20 protein-coding genes are annotated in these 18,232 nt (G+C 64.2%); 11 read left to right on the forward strand and 9 right to left on the reverse strand.

Features of this window, described 5'->3' with window-relative positions:
• The first annotated feature begins 34 nt into the window (after positions 1 to 34).
• The 5 genes from ESZ60_RS11355 to ESZ60_RS11375 all read left to right on the forward strand — a co-directional run bounded on the left by ESZ60_RS11355 (position 35) and on the right by ESZ60_RS11375 (position 4,212).
• Entirely contained in the window at positions 35 to 259 is a 225-nt protein-coding gene (locus tag ESZ60_RS11355) for a hypothetical protein (RefSeq protein ID WP_134680705.1), read from the forward strand.
• A gap of 1 nt (position 260) precedes the next feature.
• Entirely contained in the window at positions 261 to 710 is a 450-nt protein-coding gene (dtd, locus tag ESZ60_RS11360; protein WP_134680706.1) for a D-aminoacyl-tRNA deacylase, read from the forward strand.
• A gap of 220 nt (positions 711 to 930) precedes the next feature.
• Complete coding sequence (locus ESZ60_RS11365) at positions 931 to 2,373, forward strand: DEAD/DEAH box helicase (RefSeq protein ID WP_134680707.1); 1,443 nt, start codon at positions 931 to 933, stop codon at positions 2,371 to 2,373.
• A 73-nt stretch (positions 2,374 to 2,446) separates the two neighbouring features.
• Positions 2,447 to 3,022 carry a thymidine kinase gene (locus ESZ60_RS11370; protein ID WP_134680772.1) on the forward strand — a complete coding sequence of 192 codons (576 nt, stop codon included), beginning with the start codon at positions 2,447 to 2,449 and terminating at the stop codon, positions 3,020 to 3,022.
• Positions 3,022 to 4,212: a cytochrome b/b6 domain-containing protein gene (locus ESZ60_RS11375; protein ID WP_134680708.1), complete on the forward strand. Its 1,191-nt coding sequence runs from the start codon at positions 3,022 to 3,024 to the stop codon at positions 4,210 to 4,212. The genes ESZ60_RS11370 and ESZ60_RS11375 overlap by 1 nt, the downstream gene beginning before the upstream one ends.
• A 56-nt stretch (positions 4,213 to 4,268) precedes the next feature.
• Here the strand turns inward: ESZ60_RS11375 and ndk are convergent, their stop codons facing one another.
• A complete protein-coding gene (gene ndk, locus ESZ60_RS11380) occupies positions 4,269 to 4,691 on the reverse strand; it encodes a nucleoside-diphosphate kinase (protein WP_134680709.1) in 423 nt (140 codons plus the stop codon).
• A 126-nt stretch (positions 4,692 to 4,817) separates the two neighbouring features.
• Here ndk and ESZ60_RS11385 point away from each other — a divergent pair, with 126 nt between their 5' ends.
• The 4 genes from ESZ60_RS11385 to ESZ60_RS11400 all read left to right on the forward strand — a co-directional run bounded on the left by ESZ60_RS11385 (position 4,818) and on the right by ESZ60_RS11400 (position 8,496).
• Positions 4,818 to 6,665, forward strand: a complete 1,848-nt coding sequence (locus tag ESZ60_RS11385; protein ID WP_134680710.1) for an ABC-F family ATP-binding cassette domain-containing protein — start codon at positions 4,818 to 4,820, stop codon at positions 6,663 to 6,665.
• 100 nt (positions 6,666 to 6,765) lie between these two features.
• The gene (locus ESZ60_RS11390; RefSeq protein ID WP_245155669.1) at positions 6,766 to 7,515 is read left to right on the forward strand and encodes a MipA/OmpV family protein; all 750 of its coding nucleotides are present in this window, start codon (positions 6,766 to 6,768) and stop codon (positions 7,513 to 7,515) included.
• A 76-nt stretch (positions 7,516 to 7,591) separates the two neighbouring features.
• Positions 7,592 to 7,951, forward strand: a complete 360-nt coding sequence (locus ESZ60_RS11395; RefSeq protein ID WP_134680711.1) for an SUF system Fe-S cluster assembly protein — start codon at positions 7,592 to 7,594, stop codon at positions 7,949 to 7,951.
• Positions 7,948 to 8,496 (forward strand): sugar O-acetyltransferase, encoded by a 549-nt coding sequence (locus tag ESZ60_RS11400; RefSeq protein WP_209021289.1) that lies wholly within the window; start codon positions 7,948 to 7,950, stop codon positions 8,494 to 8,496. The genes ESZ60_RS11395 and ESZ60_RS11400 overlap by 4 nt, the downstream gene beginning before the upstream one ends.
• A gap of 39 nt (positions 8,497 to 8,535) precedes the next feature.
• Here ESZ60_RS11400 and hemF read toward each other — a convergent pair whose 3' ends face one another.
• On the reverse strand, positions 8,536 to 9,396 hold the full coding sequence (hemF, locus tag ESZ60_RS11405; RefSeq protein ID WP_134680712.1) for an oxygen-dependent coproporphyrinogen oxidase: 861 nt from the start codon (positions 9,394 to 9,396) through the stop codon (positions 8,536 to 8,538).
• Between the two features lie 81 nt (positions 9,397 to 9,477).
• Here hemF and ESZ60_RS11410 point away from each other — a divergent pair, with 81 nt between their 5' ends.
• Positions 9,478 to 9,888, forward strand: a complete 411-nt coding sequence (locus tag ESZ60_RS11410) for a hypothetical protein (RefSeq protein WP_134680713.1) — start codon at positions 9,478 to 9,480, stop codon at positions 9,886 to 9,888.
• Here ESZ60_RS11410 and ESZ60_RS11415 read toward each other — a convergent pair.
• From ESZ60_RS11415 to clpS, 3 genes are read right to left on the reverse strand one after another with little or no spacing between them, the layout of a single operon-like run.
• Entirely contained in the window at positions 9,885 to 10,697 is an 813-nt protein-coding gene (locus tag ESZ60_RS11415; protein ID WP_134680714.1) for an SDR family NAD(P)-dependent oxidoreductase, read from the reverse strand. The genes ESZ60_RS11410 and ESZ60_RS11415 overlap by 4 nt on opposite strands.
• Positions 10,694 to 11,713: a class I SAM-dependent methyltransferase gene (locus ESZ60_RS11420; RefSeq protein WP_134680715.1), complete on the reverse strand. Its 1,020-nt coding sequence runs from the start codon at positions 11,711 to 11,713 to the stop codon at positions 10,694 to 10,696. The genes ESZ60_RS11415 and ESZ60_RS11420 overlap by 4 nt, the downstream gene beginning before the upstream one ends.
• A gap of 3 nt (positions 11,714 to 11,716) precedes the next feature.
• The gene (gene clpS, locus ESZ60_RS11425) at positions 11,717 to 12,034 is read right to left on the reverse strand and encodes an ATP-dependent Clp protease adapter ClpS (protein ID WP_134680716.1); all 318 of its coding nucleotides are present in this window, start codon (positions 12,032 to 12,034) and stop codon (positions 11,717 to 11,719) included.
• A gap of 300 nt (positions 12,035 to 12,334) precedes the next feature.
• Here clpS and ESZ60_RS11430 point away from each other — a divergent pair, with 300 nt between their 5' ends.
• Complete coding sequence (locus ESZ60_RS11430; protein ID WP_134680717.1) at positions 12,335 to 13,879, forward strand: D-alanyl-D-alanine carboxypeptidase family protein; 1,545 nt, start codon at positions 12,335 to 12,337, stop codon at positions 13,877 to 13,879.
• 63 nt (positions 13,880 to 13,942) lie between these two features.
• On the opposite strand, the gene ccoS is transcribed toward ESZ60_RS11430, so the two are convergent.
• The 4 genes from ccoS to ccoG are packed head-to-tail and all read right to left on the reverse strand — an operon-like array spanning position 13,943 to position 18,223.
• The gene (ccoS, locus tag ESZ60_RS11435) at positions 13,943 to 14,101 is read right to left on the reverse strand and encodes a cbb3-type cytochrome oxidase assembly protein CcoS (RefSeq protein ID WP_134680778.1); all 159 of its coding nucleotides are present in this window, start codon (positions 14,099 to 14,101) and stop codon (positions 13,943 to 13,945) included.
• 9 nt (positions 14,102 to 14,110) lie between these two features.
• Positions 14,111 to 16,300 carry a heavy metal translocating P-type ATPase gene (locus ESZ60_RS11440; protein WP_134680718.1) on the reverse strand — a complete coding sequence of 730 codons (2,190 nt, stop codon included), beginning with the start codon at positions 16,298 to 16,300 and terminating at the stop codon, positions 14,111 to 14,113.
• A 1-nt stretch (position 16,301) separates the two neighbouring features.
• Positions 16,302 to 16,766, reverse strand: coding sequence for a FixH family protein (locus ESZ60_RS11445; protein ID WP_134680719.1), 465 nt, complete (start codon positions 16,764 to 16,766; stop codon positions 16,302 to 16,304).
• Positions 16,766 to 18,223: a cytochrome c oxidase accessory protein CcoG gene (ccoG, locus tag ESZ60_RS11450; protein ID WP_134680720.1), complete on the reverse strand. Its 1,458-nt coding sequence runs from the start codon at positions 18,221 to 18,223 to the stop codon at positions 16,766 to 16,768. Before ccoG ends, ESZ60_RS11445 begins: the two co-directional genes overlap by 1 nt.
• Positions 18,224 to 18,232: the final 9 nt, after the last annotated feature.

The following is an 18,232-nucleotide window of genomic DNA, read 5'->3' on the forward strand; positions in this document are numbered from 1 at the left end:
CAGATCATCACGAGTGCATCGGGGACGAGCGGAAATGACGATCTGGGACGGGCTGATCTGGGGTGGCACGGCGCTGACGGCGCTGGGTCTTGCGGCACTTTGCTGGTGCATCATGACGGCTGCGCGCGCCAAGGGCCTCAAGGATGACGAGGCGATGCGCCAGATCATGCGCCGTGTCGTCGCCGTGAACATGGCGGCGCTGGCCGGATCGGTCTTTGGCCTGATGTTCGTGATCCTCGGCATCATTCTGGGCAAGTAAAATGCGGGCATTGATCCAGCGCGTCGCCGAGGCCGAGGTCAAGGTTGCGGGCGAAAGCATTGGCAGCATCGGGCCGGGGCTTTTGGTCCTCGTCTGCGCCATGCAGGGCGACCCCGACGACACGCCCGCCAAACTCGCCGCCCGCGTGGCCAAACTGCGCATCTTCCGTGACGAGGCCGATAAGATGAACCGGTCGGTAGCGGATATCGGCGGCTCGGTTCTGGTCGTGAGCCAGTTCACCTTGGCTGCCGATACCCGTACCGGCAACCGCCCCGGATTTTCCACCGCCGAGGCCCCCGCGCGCGGTGAGGTGCTTTACCTTCGCTTTGCCCAAAGCCTGCGCGATCTGGGCCTTCCCGTTGCAACCGGCAGATTCGGCGCGGATATGAAAGTGTCGCTCGTCAATGACGGGCCGGTGACGATCTGGATGGATTCCGCAGACCGCGCTTGACTTTTTGCGCCCCTGCCCTCATCTGCAACGGATTGCCGCCTGCTGCCGCGTGAGCAGCCGACGCCTTATTCGCGTCAGGTCGGCCCCTGTTTTCAGTTTCCCATTCACGCGGGGAGGCTTGCGGGCACGCGTATCGCGCCCGCCCCCTCGCAACCGCCGCGCTTTGGTCGCGGCCATATGCCATGTGCGCCGATACGCGGGCGACTGGCTGAAAGACGACATGACCAACGACACGCCGCGCCCGAACCGCTCGGGCAAACCCCGCCATCATGGCGAGAACAAGACCCGTAGCGATCACGGCGGTAAGCCGCCCTTCCATCGCGACGGCAAGCCGAAACCCAATCCGAACCACCGTCGGATGCGCTCGGAACCGGAAGAGAAATTCATCCGCCGCGCCATTCCCGATATCGACACGCCCTTTACCCGCATGGGTATTGACGCGCGCGTTGCGATCAACCTGCCGCCGATGGGCATCGAGGCTCCCTCGCCCATTCAGGAAAAATCCATCCCCGGCATCGTCGAGGGCCGTGACCTTCTGGGCCTCGCCCAGACCGGCACCGGCAAGACGGCGGCCTTTGGCTTGCCGATGCTGACGCGCCTTCTGAACATTGGCCGCAAGCCCGAGCCCAAGACCTGCCGCGCGCTGATCCTTGCGCCGACGCGCGAATTGGCCACCCAGATCGCCGAGAATATCGACGCCTATGCCGCCGGCACGGCGATCCGTCAGTTCCGCGTCGTCGGCGGTGCCTCGATCAACGTGCAGACCATGCGGATGGAGCGCGGCGTCGATGTGCTGATCGCCACCCCCGGCCGTCTGATCGACCTGATCGAGCGTGGCGCGATCGACCTGTCGCAGACCAAATATCTGGTCCTCGACGAGGCCGACCAGATGCTGGATATCGGCTTCATCCACGCGCTGCGCCGCATCGCCAAGATGCTGCCGCGCGAGCGTCAGACGCTGCTGTTCTCGGCCACCATGCCGAAGCTGATGGAAGAACTGGCCGAGAGCTACCTGACCGATCCGCTGAAAGTCGCCGTGAACCCTCCGGGTCAGGCCGCTGCCAAGATCGAACAGGGCGTGCATTTCGTGAACCAAGGCGAGAAAGCGACGCTTCTGGCCGAATATCTCGCCAAGCACCGCGACGAGTTGGCGATCGTCTTTGGCCGCACCAAGCACGGTTCCGAAAAGCTGTCGAAGCTGCTCGAGAAATGGGGCTTCAAGGTCGCCGCGATCCACGGCAACAAGAGCCAAGGCCAGCGCGAACGCGCGCTTGCGGGCTTCCGTGCCGGTGACACCAAGGTTCTGGTCGCGACCGACGTGGCGGCACGCGGCATCGACATCCCCGAAGTCGCGCATGTCTATAACTACGACCTGCCGAACGTCGCGGAAAACTACGTCCACCGCATTGGCCGCACCGCGCGCGCCGGTCGTGACGGCCGCGCCATCGCCTTCTGCGCCCCCGCCGAAATGGGCGAGTTGCGCGCCATTGAAAAAGCGATGAAAGCCGCGATCCCGGTCGTCGGCGGTGAAGTGCCCTTCGAGGCCAGCAAGATCCGCGAGCGCGGCGGCCCGGCTGGCCGTCCCGGCAACAATGCCCAAGGCGCGCGCAAACGTCCGGCGCGTCGCCCCTCGCGTGCGCCGAAATCGGCACAGCGCGACTGAACAATGCGTGAGCCGCCGCGTGATCCTCGCGCGGCGGCTTGCGACCTCGTTCCGGCCAAGGCTATCTGCCGCCATGGCCAAGCTTTATTTCCATTACTCGACGATGAACGCGGGCAAGAGCACGCTCTTGCTGCAGGCGTCCTATAACTACCGCGAACGCGGAATGAAGACGCTGCTGCTGACAGCCGCCTTCGACGACCGCGCGGGCAAGGGCACCATCGGCAGCCGCATCGGCATTGCCGAGCTTGCCACCTCTTTCTCCACCGAGACCGATCTATTCGCCCTGATCGAGGGCCAAGGCCGCGACTGCGCCTGTGTCTTTGTCGATGAGGCACAGTTCCTGACCAAGGCTCAGGTCTGGCAGCTTGCCCGCGTTACCGATGATCTTGGCTTGCCGGTCATGTGCTACGGCTTGCGCGTCGATTTCCGTGGCCAATTGTTCCCCGGCTCGGCGGCGCTGCTCGCATGGGCCGATGACATGCGCGAGGTCCGCACCATTTGTCATTGCGGTCGCAAGGCCACGATGGTCATGCGTCAGGACGATCAGGGCCGCGTGCTGCATGAGGGCGCGCAGGTCCAGATCGGCGGCAATGAAACCTACGTCTCGCTCTGCCGCCGCCATTGGCGCGAAGTCATGGGAGAATGCTGATGACTGCCCGAAATACCCCCCGCGCCTATGGCTGGGTCGCGCGCCTGTTCCATTGGAGCGTGGCCGCCCTGATCTTTGCGGCGATCGGGCTGGGGTTTTACGCAAACAACCTGCCCACCGGCTCCGAGGCCGAATTGCAAGCGGTCTTCGCGACTTTCTCATGGCACAAAACCGTGGGCGTGACGGTGTTGGCGCTGGCTGTGCTGCGAATCTTGTGGACGATGACCCAGCCCAAACCCCGCCCCCTGCATCCGGGGCGCAAGCTTGAGCTTTTCGCGGCCGAGATGGTTCATTGGGCTTTGTGGATCGGCATGGTGATCATGCCGCTGACCGGTTGGATCATCCACTCGGCCGCGCCGGGGGGCTTCTCGCGCATCCTCTGGCCGATTGGCCAACGCCTGCCCTTCATCCCCGAGGATGCCGAGCTGGCCAAATCCATTGGCCATTTTCATGAAACCGGCTGGTGGGTGCTGGCGGGACTGATCGTGTTGCATGTCGCCGGGGCGCTGAAACATGCGCTGATCGACCGCGACGGCACTTTGGCGCGCATGGCAGGCCCCGCCGACCGCGCGCCGGAACCGCCGCAATCCCATGCTTCGCCTTTATCTCATCTTCTGCCCATTCTGGCCGCGCTCGCGATCTGGACCGGAACGGCACTGATCCCCGCCGAGCAGGCCCAAGAACCCCTCACCACGGCCGCGCAGCCCGCCTCGGGCTGGGCGGTCCAGCAAGGCACGCTGGGGATCGAGGTGGCGCAAGGCGGCGCGCCGATTTCGGGGCAATTCGCCTCGTGGCAGGCAGCTATCGACTATGATCCGACCGCCAAGACCGGCCATGTCGCGGTCAGCATCGATATCGCCTCGCTGACGCTGGGCGCGGTCAGCGACAATGCCAAGGGGCCGGACTTCCTGAACGCCCCCGCCTTTCCGACTGCCAAGTTCGAGGGCGACATACAGCCCCCGGCCTCCGAAGGCGCGCCGCATATCGCGCGGGGCACGCTGACCATCGCGGGCAAGACCATCCCGGCGGAACTGCCCTTCTCGCTGGAGATCAACGGCAGCGAGGCCAAGGCCAAAGGCGAGATGAAGGTCGACCGGCGCGATTTCGGCATTGGCGCGGGCTATGCTGATGAAAGCACGGTGGGCTTTCCGGTCACGATCCGCTTCGATCTGACCGCCACGCAGCAATAGAAAAAGGGCCGCCCGTTATGGGGCGGCCCTTTCCATTTCCGGGGAACGAGACGGGATTAACCGACCAGTTCGAGACCCGAGAAGAAGAAGGCGATCTCGCGGGCAGCTGCTTCCGGGCTGTCCGAACCGTGGACCGAGTTCTCGCCAACCGACAGAGCGAACTCTTTGCGGATGGTGCCTTCGTCAGCGTTCGCCGGGTTGGTGGCGCCCATGACTTCGCGGTTTTTCAGGATGGCGCCTTCGCCTTCCAGAACTTGCACGACGACCGGCTCGGACACCATGAATTCGGTCAGCTCACCGAAGAAGGGGCGCTCTTTGTGCTCGGCATAGAACTGACCGGCTTGAGCCAGGGTCAGTTGGATGCGCTTTTGTGCGACGATGCGCAGGCCGGCATCTTCGAACTTGGCGTTGATCTTGCCGGTCAGGTTGCGCTTGGTGGCGTCGGGTTTGATGATCGAAAGCGTGCGTTCGGTCGCCATGTCAGATGTCCTTTTACAAATGAGGGCCAGATGGCCCCGAAATCCGCGCCCGGTTAGCACGCGCGGCCTGCGATGAAAAGCGGGCGCGGCATTGACGACCGCCCCGCCTTGCTCCATGCCGTGCGAATGCTGCGCATTGATGACATCAACTATTCCATTGCCGGTCGGCCGCTCTTCGAGCAGGCCTCGGCTTCCATTCCCTATGGCCATAAGGTTGGCCTTGTCGGCCCGAACGGGGCAGGCAAGACGACGCTGTTCAAGCTGATCCGGGGCGAGCTGTCGCTGGACGCGGGCTCGATCAGCCTGCCGACGCGCGCGCGCATCGGCGGCGTCGCGCAGGAAGCCGCAGGGACCGATATCAGCGTGCTGGACACGGTGCTTGCCGCCGATACCGAACGCGCCAGCCTGATGGCCGAATCCGAACATGCGACCGATCCGATCCGCATCGGCGAAATCCATGCCCGCCTTGCCGATATCGACGCTTGGTCCGCCGAAGGGCGCGCCGCCGCGATCCTGAAGGGGCTTGGCTTCTCGACCGAGGATCAGGCCCGCCCGACCAGCGATTATTCGGGTGGCTGGCGGATGCGGATGGCGCTCGCTGGGGTGCTGTTTGCGCAGCCTGACCTGCTGCTGCTCGACGAACCGACCAACTATCTGGATCTTGAAGGCGCGCTCTGGCTGGAAAGCTACCTGCAACGCTATCCCCATACCGTCATCGTCATCAGCCACGACCGCGACTTGTTGAACCGCGCCGTGGGACACATCCTGCATGTCGAAGATCGCAAGTTGACGCTTTATACCGGCGGCTACGACACCTTTGCCCGCACCCGCGCCGAAAAACGCGCCCTGCAAGCCGCCGAGGCCAAGAAACAGGACGCCCGCCGCGCGCATCTGCAAAGCTTTGTCGACCGTTTCCGCGCCAAGGCCAGTAAGGCCGTTCAGGCGCAGGCCCGGATCAAGATGCTGGCCAAGATGGAGCCGATCACCGCCCCCGAAGAGGCCAAGTTCCACCGCTTCACCTTCCCCCAGCCCGACCAGCTGTCGCCGCCCATCATCTCGATGGAGGGTCTGGCGGTTGGCTATGATGGCCGCGCGATCTTGCGCAAGCTGAACCTGCGGATCGATCAGGACGACCGGATCGCGCTTCTAGGCCGCAATGGTCAGGGCAAATCGACGCTGTCGAAGCTGCTGGCCGAACGGCTTGAGCCGCTTGAGGGCAAGATTGCCCGCTCCAACAAGTTGCGCATCGGCTATTTCGCGCAGCATCAGGTCGATGAATTGCATCTGGAGGAAACGCCTCTGGATCACGTCCGCAGTTTGCGCCCGCATGAAAGCCCCGCCAAGCAACGGGCACGCCTTGCCGGATTCGGCCTGATGGAGGCCCAGGCCACGACCAAGGTCGGCGCACTTTCGGGTGGCCAAAAGGCACGGCTGTCGCTGCTCTTGGCGACGATCGATGCGCCGCATCTGCTGATCCTCGACGAACCGACCAACCACCTCGATATCGAAAGCCGCGAGGCCCTGACCGAGGCGCTGAACGATTATACCGGCGCCGTGGTTCTGGTCAGCCACGACATGCACCTGCTGAGCCTCGTCGCCGAACGTCTCTGGCTGGTCGATCAGGGCGATGTTCAGCCTTGGCAGGGCGATCTGGACGACTACCGCCGGATGCTGCTCGCGGGCGACGAAAAGCCGGTCGCGAAAGCGGAGGAAAAGCCCGCGCCCAAACGCCCCTCGCGCGACAAGATCCTTGAACTGCGCGCCGAGGTCCGCAAGGCCGAAGAGCGCATCGAGAAGCTGACAGAGATGACGAAGAAGCTCGACGCGATTCTCGCCGATCCCGCGACCTATGAGGATTCGCTTCGGGCAAAGCAGTTGGGCCGCAAACATGCCGAGGCCGTCGATGCCATGCAGCGCGCCGAAAGCCTGTGGGTGCAGGCGCTGGAAAAGCTGGAGCAGGCCGAGCGAACCTGAAAGCCACACATTGGAATAATCGCCTGCCCCCATCTGTTCACGGGTTGAGGGCAGGATAAAGTTTCGTCAATAGCTTGCGGCAACTAGCTCCCCGGATTCGATGATGCGCTGCCTGTTTGCGATTGCCCTGATGACGACCTCTGCCCTTGCCGCGCCTGCCAGCGCGCAATGGATCAATAATATCAGCGAGGCGTCCTTCGATGTCGGCGCGGGGATCAGCTATGGCCCCGGCTATTTCGGCGATGACGAGACTGAGCTTGGCCCCTGGGGCACGATGCGCAACCTGACGCTCGGCACCGAAACCGGCGAGGAAAAGCAGGGTTTCTCGCTTATCCCCTCCTTCGGCTATATCGGCGACCGCAAGGCCGATGATCACGACGAGCTTGAGGGTCTGGATGACATCGACTGGACCGGCGAGATCGGGCTGCGCGTGAACTATGTCTCGGGCCCGGCGATGAGCTACGGCGCGGTCCGCCTCGGCGTCGGCGGCCATGACGGGCTGGTGGGTGAAATCGGGACGAAATACCGCTTCATCGTGAATGACAAGCTGACGCTCTGGACCGCGGCCGAGCTGCAACTGGGCGATGACGAATTCACCGATACCTATTTCGGCGTCAGCCCCGACGAATCGGCGGCAAGCAATTTCCGCGAATATGATCCTTCGGGCGGCATCTATGGCGCGAATATCAGCCTCGAGGCGCGCTACGCCCTGACGCCCAAGACCTCGATCCTGGGCAAGGTCACCTATGGACGGCTTCTGAACGACGCCGGCGACAGTCCCATCGTGCAAGAGCGCAACCAGCCCGAGATCAATCTGGGCATCGCGCGGCGGCTGAATTTCCGCTTTTGATCAAGGCCAGGATGCGCACTGGACCCCGGCGGCCCAGAGTCCTATATAATCATCAACGATTGACAGGACGCGCCGCATGACGACTGAAACCCTCCAGGAGGGCGATCCGCTGATTGCCCCTTCGACAACTGATCATCCGCTTTACGATTCAGTCGTCGAAGCCTGCAAGACGGTTTATGATCCGGAAATTCCGGTAAACATCTTTGACCTCGGGCTGATCTACACGATCGCCATCGATCCCGAAAACGCGGTGCGAGTCGTGATGACCCTGACCGCGCCGGGCTGCCCCGTCGCGGGCGAGATGCCCGGTTGGGTCGCCGATGCCGTCGAAGCGCTGCCCGGCGTCAAGCAGGTCGATGTCGAGATGACCTTTCAACCCCAATGGGGCATGGACATGATGTCCGACGAAGCGCGGCTGGAGCTTGGATTCATTTGACCGCGCGCGAGGATATGCTGGCCGGGCATCCCTATGAGCCCGGCGATGGTGAGTTGGTCACCATGCGCAAGACTGCGCAGGGGCTGATGCGGGATTACAATCAGACCATTGTCGGCGACAAGACCCGGGCGCGCACGCTGACCCAGCTTCTGGGAACCTGGAATGGCGCGGTCATCCGCGTGCCGTTTGCGGTTGACTACGGCAAGCATATCCATTTCGGACCCGACTGCTTTGTGAATTACGGCTGCGTCTTTCTCGATGTCTGCGAAATCCGCATCGGCGCGCGCTGCCAGTTCGGACCGATGGTCCAGGTTCTGACGCCCGATCATCCGCGTGACGCGGACAAGCGTCGGCGCGGGATCGAATATGGCGCGCCCATCACGATCGGAGACGATGTCTGGGTCGGCGGCGGCGCGATCATCCTGCCCGGCATCACCGTCGGAAATGGCGCGATCATCGGCGCGGGCTCGGTCGTGACCCATGACGTTCCGCCGGGAGCCACGGTCGCCGGAAACCCGGCCCGCATCGTCAAGCAGGCCGAATAAGCCTTTGCCGCGCCGGGATTCCGGGCGCGGCTTTTCTCGTTACGCCCATTTCGCCAGCGGCGGCAGGCTCATCAGCACAGCCTCGGGGTCATGGCCGGTTGCCAGTCCGAATTTCGTTCCGCGATCATAAACGAGATTATATTCGGCATAGAGACCGCGATGGATCAGCTGCGCCTCGCGCTCGGCGGGGCTCCAGCCCTGCGCCATCCGACGCTCGGCCAGCGGCAGGAACGCGGGCAGGAACGCCTCACCCACCGCTTTGGTAAAGGCAAAATCCGCCTGCCAGTCACCGCTGTTCAGGTCATCGTAAAAGATCCCGCCCACGCCCCGCGCGCGGCCACGATGCGGGATAAAGAAATACTCATCCGCCCAAGCCTTGAAACGATCATAGTAATCGGCCCCGTGCGGCGCGCAGCAATCGCGAAGCGTGGCGTGGAAATATTGAGTATCCTCAGCATATTCAAGGCAAGGGTTCAGGTCGGTTCCACCCCCGAACCACCACGCGCCCGGCGTCCAGAACATCCGCGTGTTCATATGAACCGCCGGCGCATGCGGGTTGCGCATATGCGCCACAAGGCTGACCCCCGAGGCCCAGAAGCGCGGATCCTCGTCAATCCCCGGCACACCGCGAGCGGCCATCGCCGCCCGGGCCGGGGGCGCCAATTCGCCGTGAACCGCCGACCAGTTCACCCCTACCTTTTCAAAGGCGCGGCCCTCGCGCATGACTGACATCAGCCCTCCGCCACCGCCTTCGGCGCGGCTGGTCTCGCGGATCTCGAAGCGGCCGGGCGCGGCGTCACCCGGGGCGCGTTCTTCCAGCGACTCAAAGGCCGTGACGATCCGATCGCGCAATGCCCGAAACCACGAGGCCGCCATGTCACGTTCCGCCTGCATCTGCATCGCCCGATTTCCTTGCATTCGTGAGTTGCCGGATTTCCTGCCCGGCCATATCCTTGCTGCAAACAACTAGAGATAGACCCCATGTCTCGCAACCTGATCCTTGGCCTGCTACCTGCGCTGGCGCTTGCGGCCTGTGGCACCCCCCAGGAGCGCTGCATCAGCCGCAACACCAGCGAATACCGGGCGGTATCTAGTCTTTTGGCCGAGGTCGAGGGCAATCTCGCCCGCGGCTATGCCTGGGCAGAACGCGAGGTCACGCATACGATCTGGACCGACTGCCGCTATGTCGTCTATGACCGCGATGGAGACCGTTACATCTCGTATCGGCCATGCCTGCGCGATGTGACCGATACCGAACGCTACCGTGTTCCGATCGACCCGGCCGCCGAAGAGCGCAAAAGGGACAATCTGGCCGAGCGCAAACGCGCGTTGACCGCCTCGGCCCGACAGGCGGTCGATGCCTGCAAGGCCGCCTATCCCGAGGAAGGCTAGAACACCCCCGGCGCCATCGGATCCCCCAGGCTGCGTCCGCCATCGACGCGCAGGATCTGGCCGGTGATGAAGGCCGCGCCTTCGCTGGCGAGAAATTGCACCGTCGCGCCCAACTCGTCCACGCCCGCGATCCGGCCCAGAGGGGTCGCCGCGACCAGCTTGTCGCGCAGCTTGGGGTCTTCGCGCAGGTTCAATTGCAGATGATTCGACATGATCGAGCCAAAAGCCACGCCATTCACCCGGATGCGCTTATGCGCCAACGCCATGGCAAGAGATCTGGTCGCCTGCGCCTGTGCGGCGCTGGCAATCGAATAGGCCAGCATTTGCGGCTGCGCCAGATCCGTGACCAGCGAGGTGAGGTTGATGATGGCACCGTTCTGCAAGGCCTGCGCATCCGATTCGCTCTCGGCCTGCGCCACCATGCGTTTTGCGACCATTTGCGACAGCTTCAGGCCCGCGGTCATGTTTTCGCGCATCATCGCGCCCAGCAATTCGTCATCCACCGCAAGCGGATCACAGGATTGCACGACACGATGGGCGTTCACCAACACGTCGATCCGATCAAAGGCGTCGATCGTCGCCGAAACCAGATTTGCATGTGTCAGTTTCTGTGACAGATCTCCGGCAAAGGCACGTATCGGCCCATCCGAGCGCGACTCGTCGCCCAGCTCGGCCTCGAGCGCGGCCTCGTCACTGTCGGCGAACATGACATTCGCCCCGGCTGCGGCCAGATGGCGGGCAATGGCGAGGCCAAGACCACGCCCCGCACCGGTCACGATCGCCGTCTTTCCCTGAACGGAAAGGCTCATCTCTTGCGTCCCCTTGGCATGGGTTTGCGCGCGCCAGGACGCTGCGCCCCGGTCGCGGTCAGGATCTTGAAGCGGGAATCGCCGCCCAGCTCGGCCACATCGGCAAAGACTTCGCGCAGGGTCTGCTCATAGGGAAGATGGCGGTTTGCCACCATCCAGAGCCGCCCTGCCCCCGTCAGCAGGCGTGCGGCGGCACGGATAAAATCCGCACCAAGGCGCGGATCTGCGGCCCGCCCCTCATGGAAGGGCGGATTCATCACCACTCCATTCACCGGCTCGGGCAGCTTGAAGTCGCGAGCATCAGCCCAATGGAACTGGGCGCGCGGATCGGTGACGTTGCGCCGCGCGCAATCCAGCGCGACGGCATCGGCCTCGACCAGATGCAGGACACCGACGCCCGGACGTTGCAGGATCTGGGCCGAAAGCCAGCCCCAGCCCGCGCCGAGATCCACCACGCGGCTCGGCAGCTTTTCAGGCAAATGCGCGGCCAGGGCCTGCGAGGCAGGATCGGGGCCATCCGCCGAAAACACGCCCGCGCGGGTCACGAATCCGGGCGCGGCCTCGATGTCACGTGCCGCCCAGTTTTCCGGAACCCAGCCCGCATCGGGCAGGGTCACGCGAAAGATCTTGCCATGCGCGCGGGATTGCACCTCATCGACCGGGGCCAAGGCGCGCAATTCCTTCAGGATCGCATCGATACCGTCGGTCTTTTGTCCGTCGATCCAGAGCGAGGCCCCGGACGGCAGATGCGCCGCCGCCTCGGCGATCCGGGCATGCGCCTCGGCCTTGGCGCGGGGCAGGAAGACGAGACCCAGATCGAACTGGCCCTCGACCTCGGTCACCGGCGCAAAGCCCTGCGCCTTCAGCGCCACGACATCGGGATACAAGCGCTGCACGGCCTGCACACGCGCCGGATCAAGAAAATTCAAATCGCTCGTCGCGCCTGCGCCAATCAGCAACAGACGGCCCTCGGGCGGCACGCCGCCGAACACGAGCTCCAGTCGGGAACCTGCCACGTTCTACTCTTTTTCCATGGTACATTGCAGCGGATGCTGCTGGCGGCGGGCAAGCTCCATCACTTGCGCCACCTTGGTTTCGGCGATTTCATGCGAGAAGACACCGACAACGGCCACCCCCTTGCGATGCACGGTCAGCATGATCTCGATCGCCTGGGCGTGGGTCATGTTGAAAAGCCGTTCGAGCACATGAACGACGAACTCCATCGGGGTGAAATCATCGTTCAGCAGCAGCACCTTATACATCGGAGGGCGCTGCGTGCGCGGCTTTGTCTTGACCGCAAGATCGACATCCTCACGGTCATGGGGAAGATTGGACATGAACGGATCTGTCACTTCGGCTGCAAACGGGGTGGTTCGGATCAGATCCCGAATATAGGAAATTTCCTGGCCGATGTAAGCCCCAGTTCGCAATGCGAAACCTGCCCAGCGTGCAGGCAGTCGCCGGAATCGCCCTAAAGTTAAGGTTTTCTCACTGTGACAGGCGTGATATTGTCCGGTTGTTAATCAAAGGTCGGCAAGCTGAACCGACCGTTACAGGCAGAAGAGACCGGGACAGTGAGCAGAATCACAAATCGAGTCCGACTCGGACTGATCGTGCTATTGGCATGGGCGCTTCCCATGTCGGTTGCTGCGGCCCCCTTTGCCGCTTTCGTAATGGACGCGCGCAGCGGTAAGGAAATCTATGCGCAGAACGCGGATACGCGCCTGCATCCTGCCTCGCTGACCAAGATGATGACGCTCTATATGGCCTTCACCGCGATCGAGCGGGGCCAGGTGCGGCTCGATTCCAAATTCACCGTCACCAATCATGCCGCGGGCCAGCCGCCCTCTAAACTGGGGCTGAAGCCGGGTCAGAGGATCGAACTGCGCTACCTGATCCGCGCTGCAGCCGTGAAATCCGCCAATGACGCCGCTACCGCCATCGGTGAGGGGCTTGCCGGCTCAGAGCCCAAATTCGCGGCGCAGATGACCGCGATGGCCCGCGCATTGGGGATGCGCAACACGAATTTCCGCAATGCCAATGGCCTGACCGCCGAGGGGCATTATTCCAGCGCCCGCGACATGAGCCTGCTGGGCCGCAGGCTGTTCTATGATTTCCCGCAATATTACTCGATCTTTTCCCGCCGCTCGGCCGATGCCGGGATTGCAACGGTCTCCAGCACGAACAAGCGCTTTCTCGACGCCTATGAGGGCGCGGACGGGATCAAGACCGGTTATACCCGCGCGGCAGGCTTCAACCTGACGGCCTCGGCGAAACGCGGTTCGAAACGCATCATCGCGACTGTCCTTGGCGGGACTTCGACCGCGCATCGCAATAGCGTGATGGCGCAGCTTCTCGATGCCGGCTTCGGCAGCGCGCCCAAGAATGTCCGCGAGGTCAGACCTGCGACGCCGGATCTGCTGATGGTCGATCGTCAGGTGGCCCGCCGCGTCCAGGTGGCGCGAAGCGAAAAGGTTGTGCCCGCCGCCGCTTCGGCGGCGCAGCTTTCGACCTCGGCCCGGCCGGTCAGCCGCGCCTCCAGCGCGACGGTTCTGGTCACGCCTGCAGCGATTGCCGCCGCGGTCACCAAGGCGCAGGCCACCGCCCGCCAGTCCGGTAGCGACACGGGCGCGCGCCCGATCCGCAAACCCGGCGTGCCGCTGACCACGGCCTCGACCAAGGGCAGCGACGATCTGGGAAGCCCGAGCACCCGCCCCGCGACCCGCCCCGAGGGGGACGCGGCAAGCGATACCGGATCGGTCTCCCGGCCGGTGCCGGCGCCCCGTCGCGATCAGTCGGCCAGCCTGGCCAGGCCCGCGACCGCATCGCTCTTTCTTTTGAGCGCGGCGCCGCCCGCCAGTGAAAACGGCATTATCCTGACCACTGCGGATGCCGATGATCCGGCCACGCCCGAGGCGATGCGCGTCATTCGCCGGGATGCAACCGGCGGGGCCGATCACGCGATTTCTCTCGGTCGCTTTGCCTCGCGCACGGAGGCCGAGCAGGTGCTGCTGCGCGCGGGTCTGCAGGAAAGCGCCTCTCTGGGTCACGCGGCCAGCCATATCGACGAGACGCGCCAGGGATATGAGGCGCGTTTCGCCGGGCTTTCGCCGGAAATGGCGCGGATCGCCTGTGACCGGCTCGCCGCGCGTCATCTGAGCTGCACGGTCGATACGCCCTGATTTCCGCGGAGATTCAGCACAAGCCGCAGGGCTATCCCGGCCGTTAGGCCAAGCCATGCGCTTTCAGGGCCGGGGTCGGTCATCCCAATCCTTGCTGAGGATGCGTTCCGCATCACCCTTGGGATCCTCGAACTGCCGCCCGCGCAAGGCCCATAGAAACGCCCCCAGCCCAAGAGCCCCCAGGCCCAGCGAAACAGGAATGAGGATCGCGAGTATCTCCATCATCTCCTCCTATCGCAGGCGCAGCGCGTTCAGCGTGACGCTGACTGAACTCAGCGACATGGCCAGCGCCGCCATCAGCGGTGTCGCAAAGCCCGCGATCGCAAAGGGCACCGCGACGATATTGTAAACAATCGAGATGGCGAAATTCTCCTTGATCCGGCGGCGCGCCTTGCGGGACAGCTCCAGCGCCTCGCTAACCGGACCAAGGCCGCTGCCGAGCATCACGATATCCGATGCGACACGGGCCGCATCCAGAGCCGAGGCAGGCGAGATCGAGACATGCGCCATGCTGAGCGCCGCGGTGTCATTGAGGCCATCTCCGACCATCAGCACCCGCGAGACGCCTTGCGACAAATCCTCCACCCGCGCGGCCTTGTCCTCGGGCCGCATCCCAGCCTGCCATTCCTCGATGCCCAGTCTTGCGGCGATATCGGCCACGACGGACGCGCGGTCGCCGGAAAGCAGCAGGACGCGGCGTCCGGACTCGCGGATCGCGGCGACGCATTCCTCTGCGCCGGGCCGCAACCGGTCGGTGAATTCCAGCCGGACCGGCGCGCCGGCACCCAGCCGGAACCAGCTCGCCGAGCGCGCGGTCGCGCCATCCTCGCCGCCGCTCCATTCGGCTCGCCCCAGACGAAGCCGGCGATGCGCGAATCTGCCCTCGATGCCCAGCCCCGGACGTTCCGCGATCTCGGCAACCGCCGCCGGCAGGACCCCGGCATCACCAAGCGCGCGCGCCAGGGCCTGGGCGAGCGGATGGGACGATGCCTGCGCCAGCCCCAGCGCCATGGGACGCCATGCCTCGGGCAGAGGGTCCAGCGACACCAGTTGCGGAAGTCCCTGCGTCAGCGTGCCGGTCTTGTCGAAAACGACCGTATCGACCTCTGCCAGCCGCTCGAGTGCCGTGCCGTCCTTGATCAACATGCCCCGGCGAAACAGCCGTCCCGAGGCTGCGGTAATGACGGCCGGAACCGCCAGACCCAGGGCGCAGGGGCAGGTGATGATCAGAACCGCCGCCGCGATATTCACCGCATGGCGCAGGTCGCCGCTGGCCCAGAACCATCCCAGAAAGCTGGAGAGTGCCAGCAGATGGACCGCGGGCGAGTAAAGCCGCGACGCCCTTTCGGCCAAGGAAGTATATCGCCCCCGTGCCGATTCCGCCGCGGCCACCAGCGCGGCGAGCCGCGCGAGGGAGCTGTCCCGACCCGCAGCAGTCACCCGCAGCACCAGCGGTCCGGTCAGGTTCACCTCTCCGGTCGAAAGCGCAATGCCGGGCCGGACCGCGACCGGCAGGCTTTCCCCGGTCAGAAGGCCGCGGTCGATCTCGCTTTCGCCCACGGCGATCTCGCCATCGGCGGGAACGCGCGCGCCGGGCCGGATCCGGATCAGATCGCCGGGGAGAAGCTCTGCGACCGGCACGACCTCATCCGCGCCTTGCGTCAGGCGAAAAGCCCGTGGCACCTCCAGCGCGGTCAGTTCTTCGGCGGCAGAGCGCGCCACGGCGCGGGTCCGATAGTCCAGATAGCGGCCGACCAGCAGAAAGAAGCACAACATGACCGCCGCATCGAAATAGGCATGCTGCCCGGAATGCAGCGTCTCATAAACCGAGATCGCACTCGCCAGCAGCAAAGCCAGCGAGATCGGGACATCCATGCCCAACCGTCCCGCCCGCAGTGCCCGCCATGCGCTGGCGAAAAAGGGCTGGCCCGCGAAAGCGACGGTGGGCAGGGCGATCGCGCCGGAAATGAGGTGAAAAAGGTCGCGCGTGGCATGCTCGGCCCCGGACCACACGGCGACCGAGAGGATCATGATATTCATCATGGCAAAGCCCGACACGCCGATCCGCATCAGGATATCGCGGCCCTGCCGGTCGCTGGTCGAGGCGGCCAACGCTGCCGGGTCGAGCTCATGCGCCTCGTAGCCTACCGCCTCGACCACCGGGATCAGGTCCTGGGCCGCGAGTCCGGGCGCGTCAATCAGGGCGCGGCGCAGCGTCAGGTTCACCCGGGCATGGCGCACCCCCGGATGGGCCGTCAGCGCGCGCTCGACATCCGAGATGCAGGTCGCGCAATGGATCGTCGGCAAGGACAGGATCAGATCCGCTGGTCCCGTCTTTTCGGCGATCCTTTGCGCCAGAGGGGCCGCGTCACAGGCCGGGCAAGCCGAGAGGCGGGCATCATGCAGGCTCGCGTCGCTCATCTCATTTCACCCGGCTGCCGTGATAATGATCTATGCGCTGCCGGAACTCGGTCCCGTCCAGCGCCGTCGCGCGCAGATGGATGTTCCAGACCCCGGGCGCGAGATCAAGGGCTGTGACGAACAGCCCGCCGCGAGCGACGAATTCGGGATGCAGATCGTCGCGGACATAAGTCGGCCGTCCCACGGTCACGTCAAGCGACCTGACCCGGACGGGAAAGCCCTGTGCATCGCGAATCGCAAGGGTCATTTCGGCACCGTCATAGCTTGCATCGACCCGCCAGCCGAGCGCCTGCTGGGACTGTCTGTCGCGGTCGAAACGCTGCGAGGCGACATAGCTGTTGGCCGTTTCGAGGCCGGGAAAGGTGCCCACAGCCTTGATCGCCATGAAGAGGTTGACGGCGATGATCGTTCCAAAGGCGGTCAGCGTGATCGCCAGCACATGCCTGCCTCTGAGTTGTCCGCGCATCACTCGCCCCTTCCGTGGAAAACGGTTTCAATCTGCGCGGTCACGCCATCCCCGAGATCCTCGACCCAGAGGATCAGTTCCGCCTGCCCGCCCTGCGCCAGGACGGAATCCGGGGCGGCCGTCACGTAAAGCCTCTGGCCGTGGGTCGCATCGGCCGCCACCGGGATCGTGGTCGTCGCCACCCCTTCGAGTTGCAATTCCGTGCCGGGAAGGACTGCGCCCGTGGAATCGGTGACCCGGAGGCGGAACTCGTGTCGATCCCCCTGCTTGTTGCGCAGCCGCAATTCATAGGTATTGCGGATTGCCCCATCCGACATGGTCACGAAAAGCGGGTTGCGGACCGGCGTCACGTTCAGATCAAAGGGCGAGCGCATGAACAGCGCAAAAATCATTGCGATGCCGATCCCGGCCCAGAGCGTGAAGTAAAGCAAGGTCCTGGGCCGCAGCATGTGACGGATGACCGGTTTCGGCTTTTCGCCCGCGCGTTCGGCCGTCTCGTCCTTCAGCGCCATATAGTCGATCAGGCCGCGGGGCTTGCCGATCTTGGCCATGACATCGTCGCAGGCATCAATGCAAAGCGCGCAGGTGATGCATTCCATCTGCTGGCCCTCGCGGATGTCGATGCCCATCGGACAGACATTCACGCAGGCGAGGCAGTCGATGCAATCGCCCTTTTCCCCGCCATCCGAGCGTGTCGGCTCATCCTTGCGGATCTTGCCGCGCGGTTCGCCGCGCCAGTCGCGATAGGCGACGGTCAGCGTGTCCTCGTCCATCATCGCGGCCTGGATGCGCGGCCAGGGGCAGGCATAGATGCAGATCTGCTCGCGGGCGAAGCCGCCAAAGATGAAGGTCGTCGCCGTCATCACCGCCATGGTGATATAGGCGACGGGATGGGCCTGACCCGTGAAGAGGTTGCGCAGCAGCGTCGGCGCATCGGTGAAGTAGAATATCCACGCGCCCCCGGTCATCACCGCGATCAGCAGCCAGACTGTCCATTTGGTCAGCCTCAGGCGCAGCTTGCGCGCGTCCCAGGGCGCGTTCCACAGGCGGATGCGGGCATTGCGGTCGCCGTCCACCCAGCGTTCGGTCAGGATGAAAAGATCGGTCCAGACAGTCTGCGGACAGGTATAGCCGCACCAGACCCGGCCGAATGCGGATGTGAAGAGGAAAAGACCAAGCCCCGCCATGACGAGAAGGCCGGCCACGAAATAGAATTCATGCGGCCAGATCTCGATCCAGAAAAAGAAAAAGCGGCGGTTCGCCAGATCCACCAGAACCGCCTGATCCGGCAGGCTGGGGCCGCGATCCCATCTGATCCAGGGCGTGACGTAATAGATCCCCAGCGTCACCGCCATGATGATCCATTTCAGATTGCGGAACCAGCCTTGGACGCGCCGGGGAAAGATCGGTTCGCGGGCGGCATAGAGGCGTGGCGGGTCAATGTCGGATTGCGACATGTCTGGCTC

The organism is Paracoccus ravus, assembly GCF_004522175.1.
Taxonomy (GTDB): domain Bacteria; phylum Pseudomonadota; class Alphaproteobacteria; order Rhodobacterales; family Rhodobacteraceae; genus Paracoccus; species Paracoccus ravus.

Coding starts and splice junctions, on each gene's coding strand:
- ESZ60_RS11410 (WP_134680713.1), top strand. CDS start 9,478: ATGTCTCGCAACCTGATCCTTGGCCTGCTACCTGCGCTGGCGCTTGCG.
- ESZ60_RS11385 (WP_134680710.1), top strand. CDS start 4,818: ATGCTGCGCATTGATGACATCAACTATTCCATTGCCGGTCGGCCGCTC.
- ESZ60_RS11365 (WP_134680707.1), top strand. CDS start 931: ATGACCAACGACACGCCGCGCCCGAACCGCTCGGGCAAACCCCGCCAT.
- ESZ60_RS11430 (WP_134680717.1), top strand. CDS start 12,335: ATGTCGGTTGCTGCGGCCCCCTTTGCCGCTTTCGTAATGGACGCGCGC.
- clpS (WP_134680716.1), bottom strand. CDS start 12,034: ATGTCCAATCTTCCCCATGACCGTGAGGATGTCGATCTTGCGGTCAAG.
- ESZ60_RS11440 (WP_134680718.1), bottom strand. CDS start 16,300: ATGAGCGACGCGAGCCTGCATGATGCCCGCCTCTCGGCTTGCCCGGCC.
- ESZ60_RS11370 (WP_134680772.1), top strand. CDS start 2,447: ATGGCCAAGCTTTATTTCCATTACTCGACGATGAACGCGGGCAAGAGC.
- ESZ60_RS11445 (WP_134680719.1), bottom strand. CDS start 16,766: ATGCGCGGACAACTCAGAGGCAGGCATGTGCTGGCGATCACGCTGACC.
- ndk (WP_134680709.1), bottom strand. CDS start 4,691: ATGGCGACCGAACGCACGCTTTCGATCATCAAACCCGACGCCACCAAG.
- ESZ60_RS11395 (WP_134680711.1), top strand. CDS start 7,592: ATGACGACTGAAACCCTCCAGGAGGGCGATCCGCTGATTGCCCCTTCG.
- ccoG (WP_134680720.1), bottom strand. CDS start 18,223: ATGTCGCAATCCGACATTGACCCGCCACGCCTCTATGCCGCCCGCGAA.
- ESZ60_RS11375 (WP_134680708.1), top strand. CDS start 3,022: ATGACTGCCCGAAATACCCCCCGCGCCTATGGCTGGGTCGCGCGCCTG.
- ESZ60_RS11355 (WP_134680705.1), top strand. CDS start 35: ATGACGATCTGGGACGGGCTGATCTGGGGTGGCACGGCGCTGACGGCG.
- ccoS (WP_134680778.1), bottom strand. CDS start 14,101: ATGGAGATACTCGCGATCCTCATTCCTGTTTCGCTGGGCCTGGGGGCT.
- ESZ60_RS11415 (WP_134680714.1), bottom strand. CDS start 10,697: ATGAGCCTTTCCGTTCAGGGAAAGACGGCGATCGTGACCGGTGCGGGG.
- ESZ60_RS11390 (WP_245155669.1), top strand. CDS start 6,766: ATGATGCGCTGCCTGTTTGCGATTGCCCTGATGACGACCTCTGCCCTT.
- dtd (WP_134680706.1), top strand. CDS start 261: ATGCGGGCATTGATCCAGCGCGTCGCCGAGGCCGAGGTCAAGGTTGCG.
- hemF (WP_134680712.1), bottom strand. CDS start 9,396: ATGCAGATGCAGGCGGAACGTGACATGGCGGCCTCGTGGTTTCGGGCA.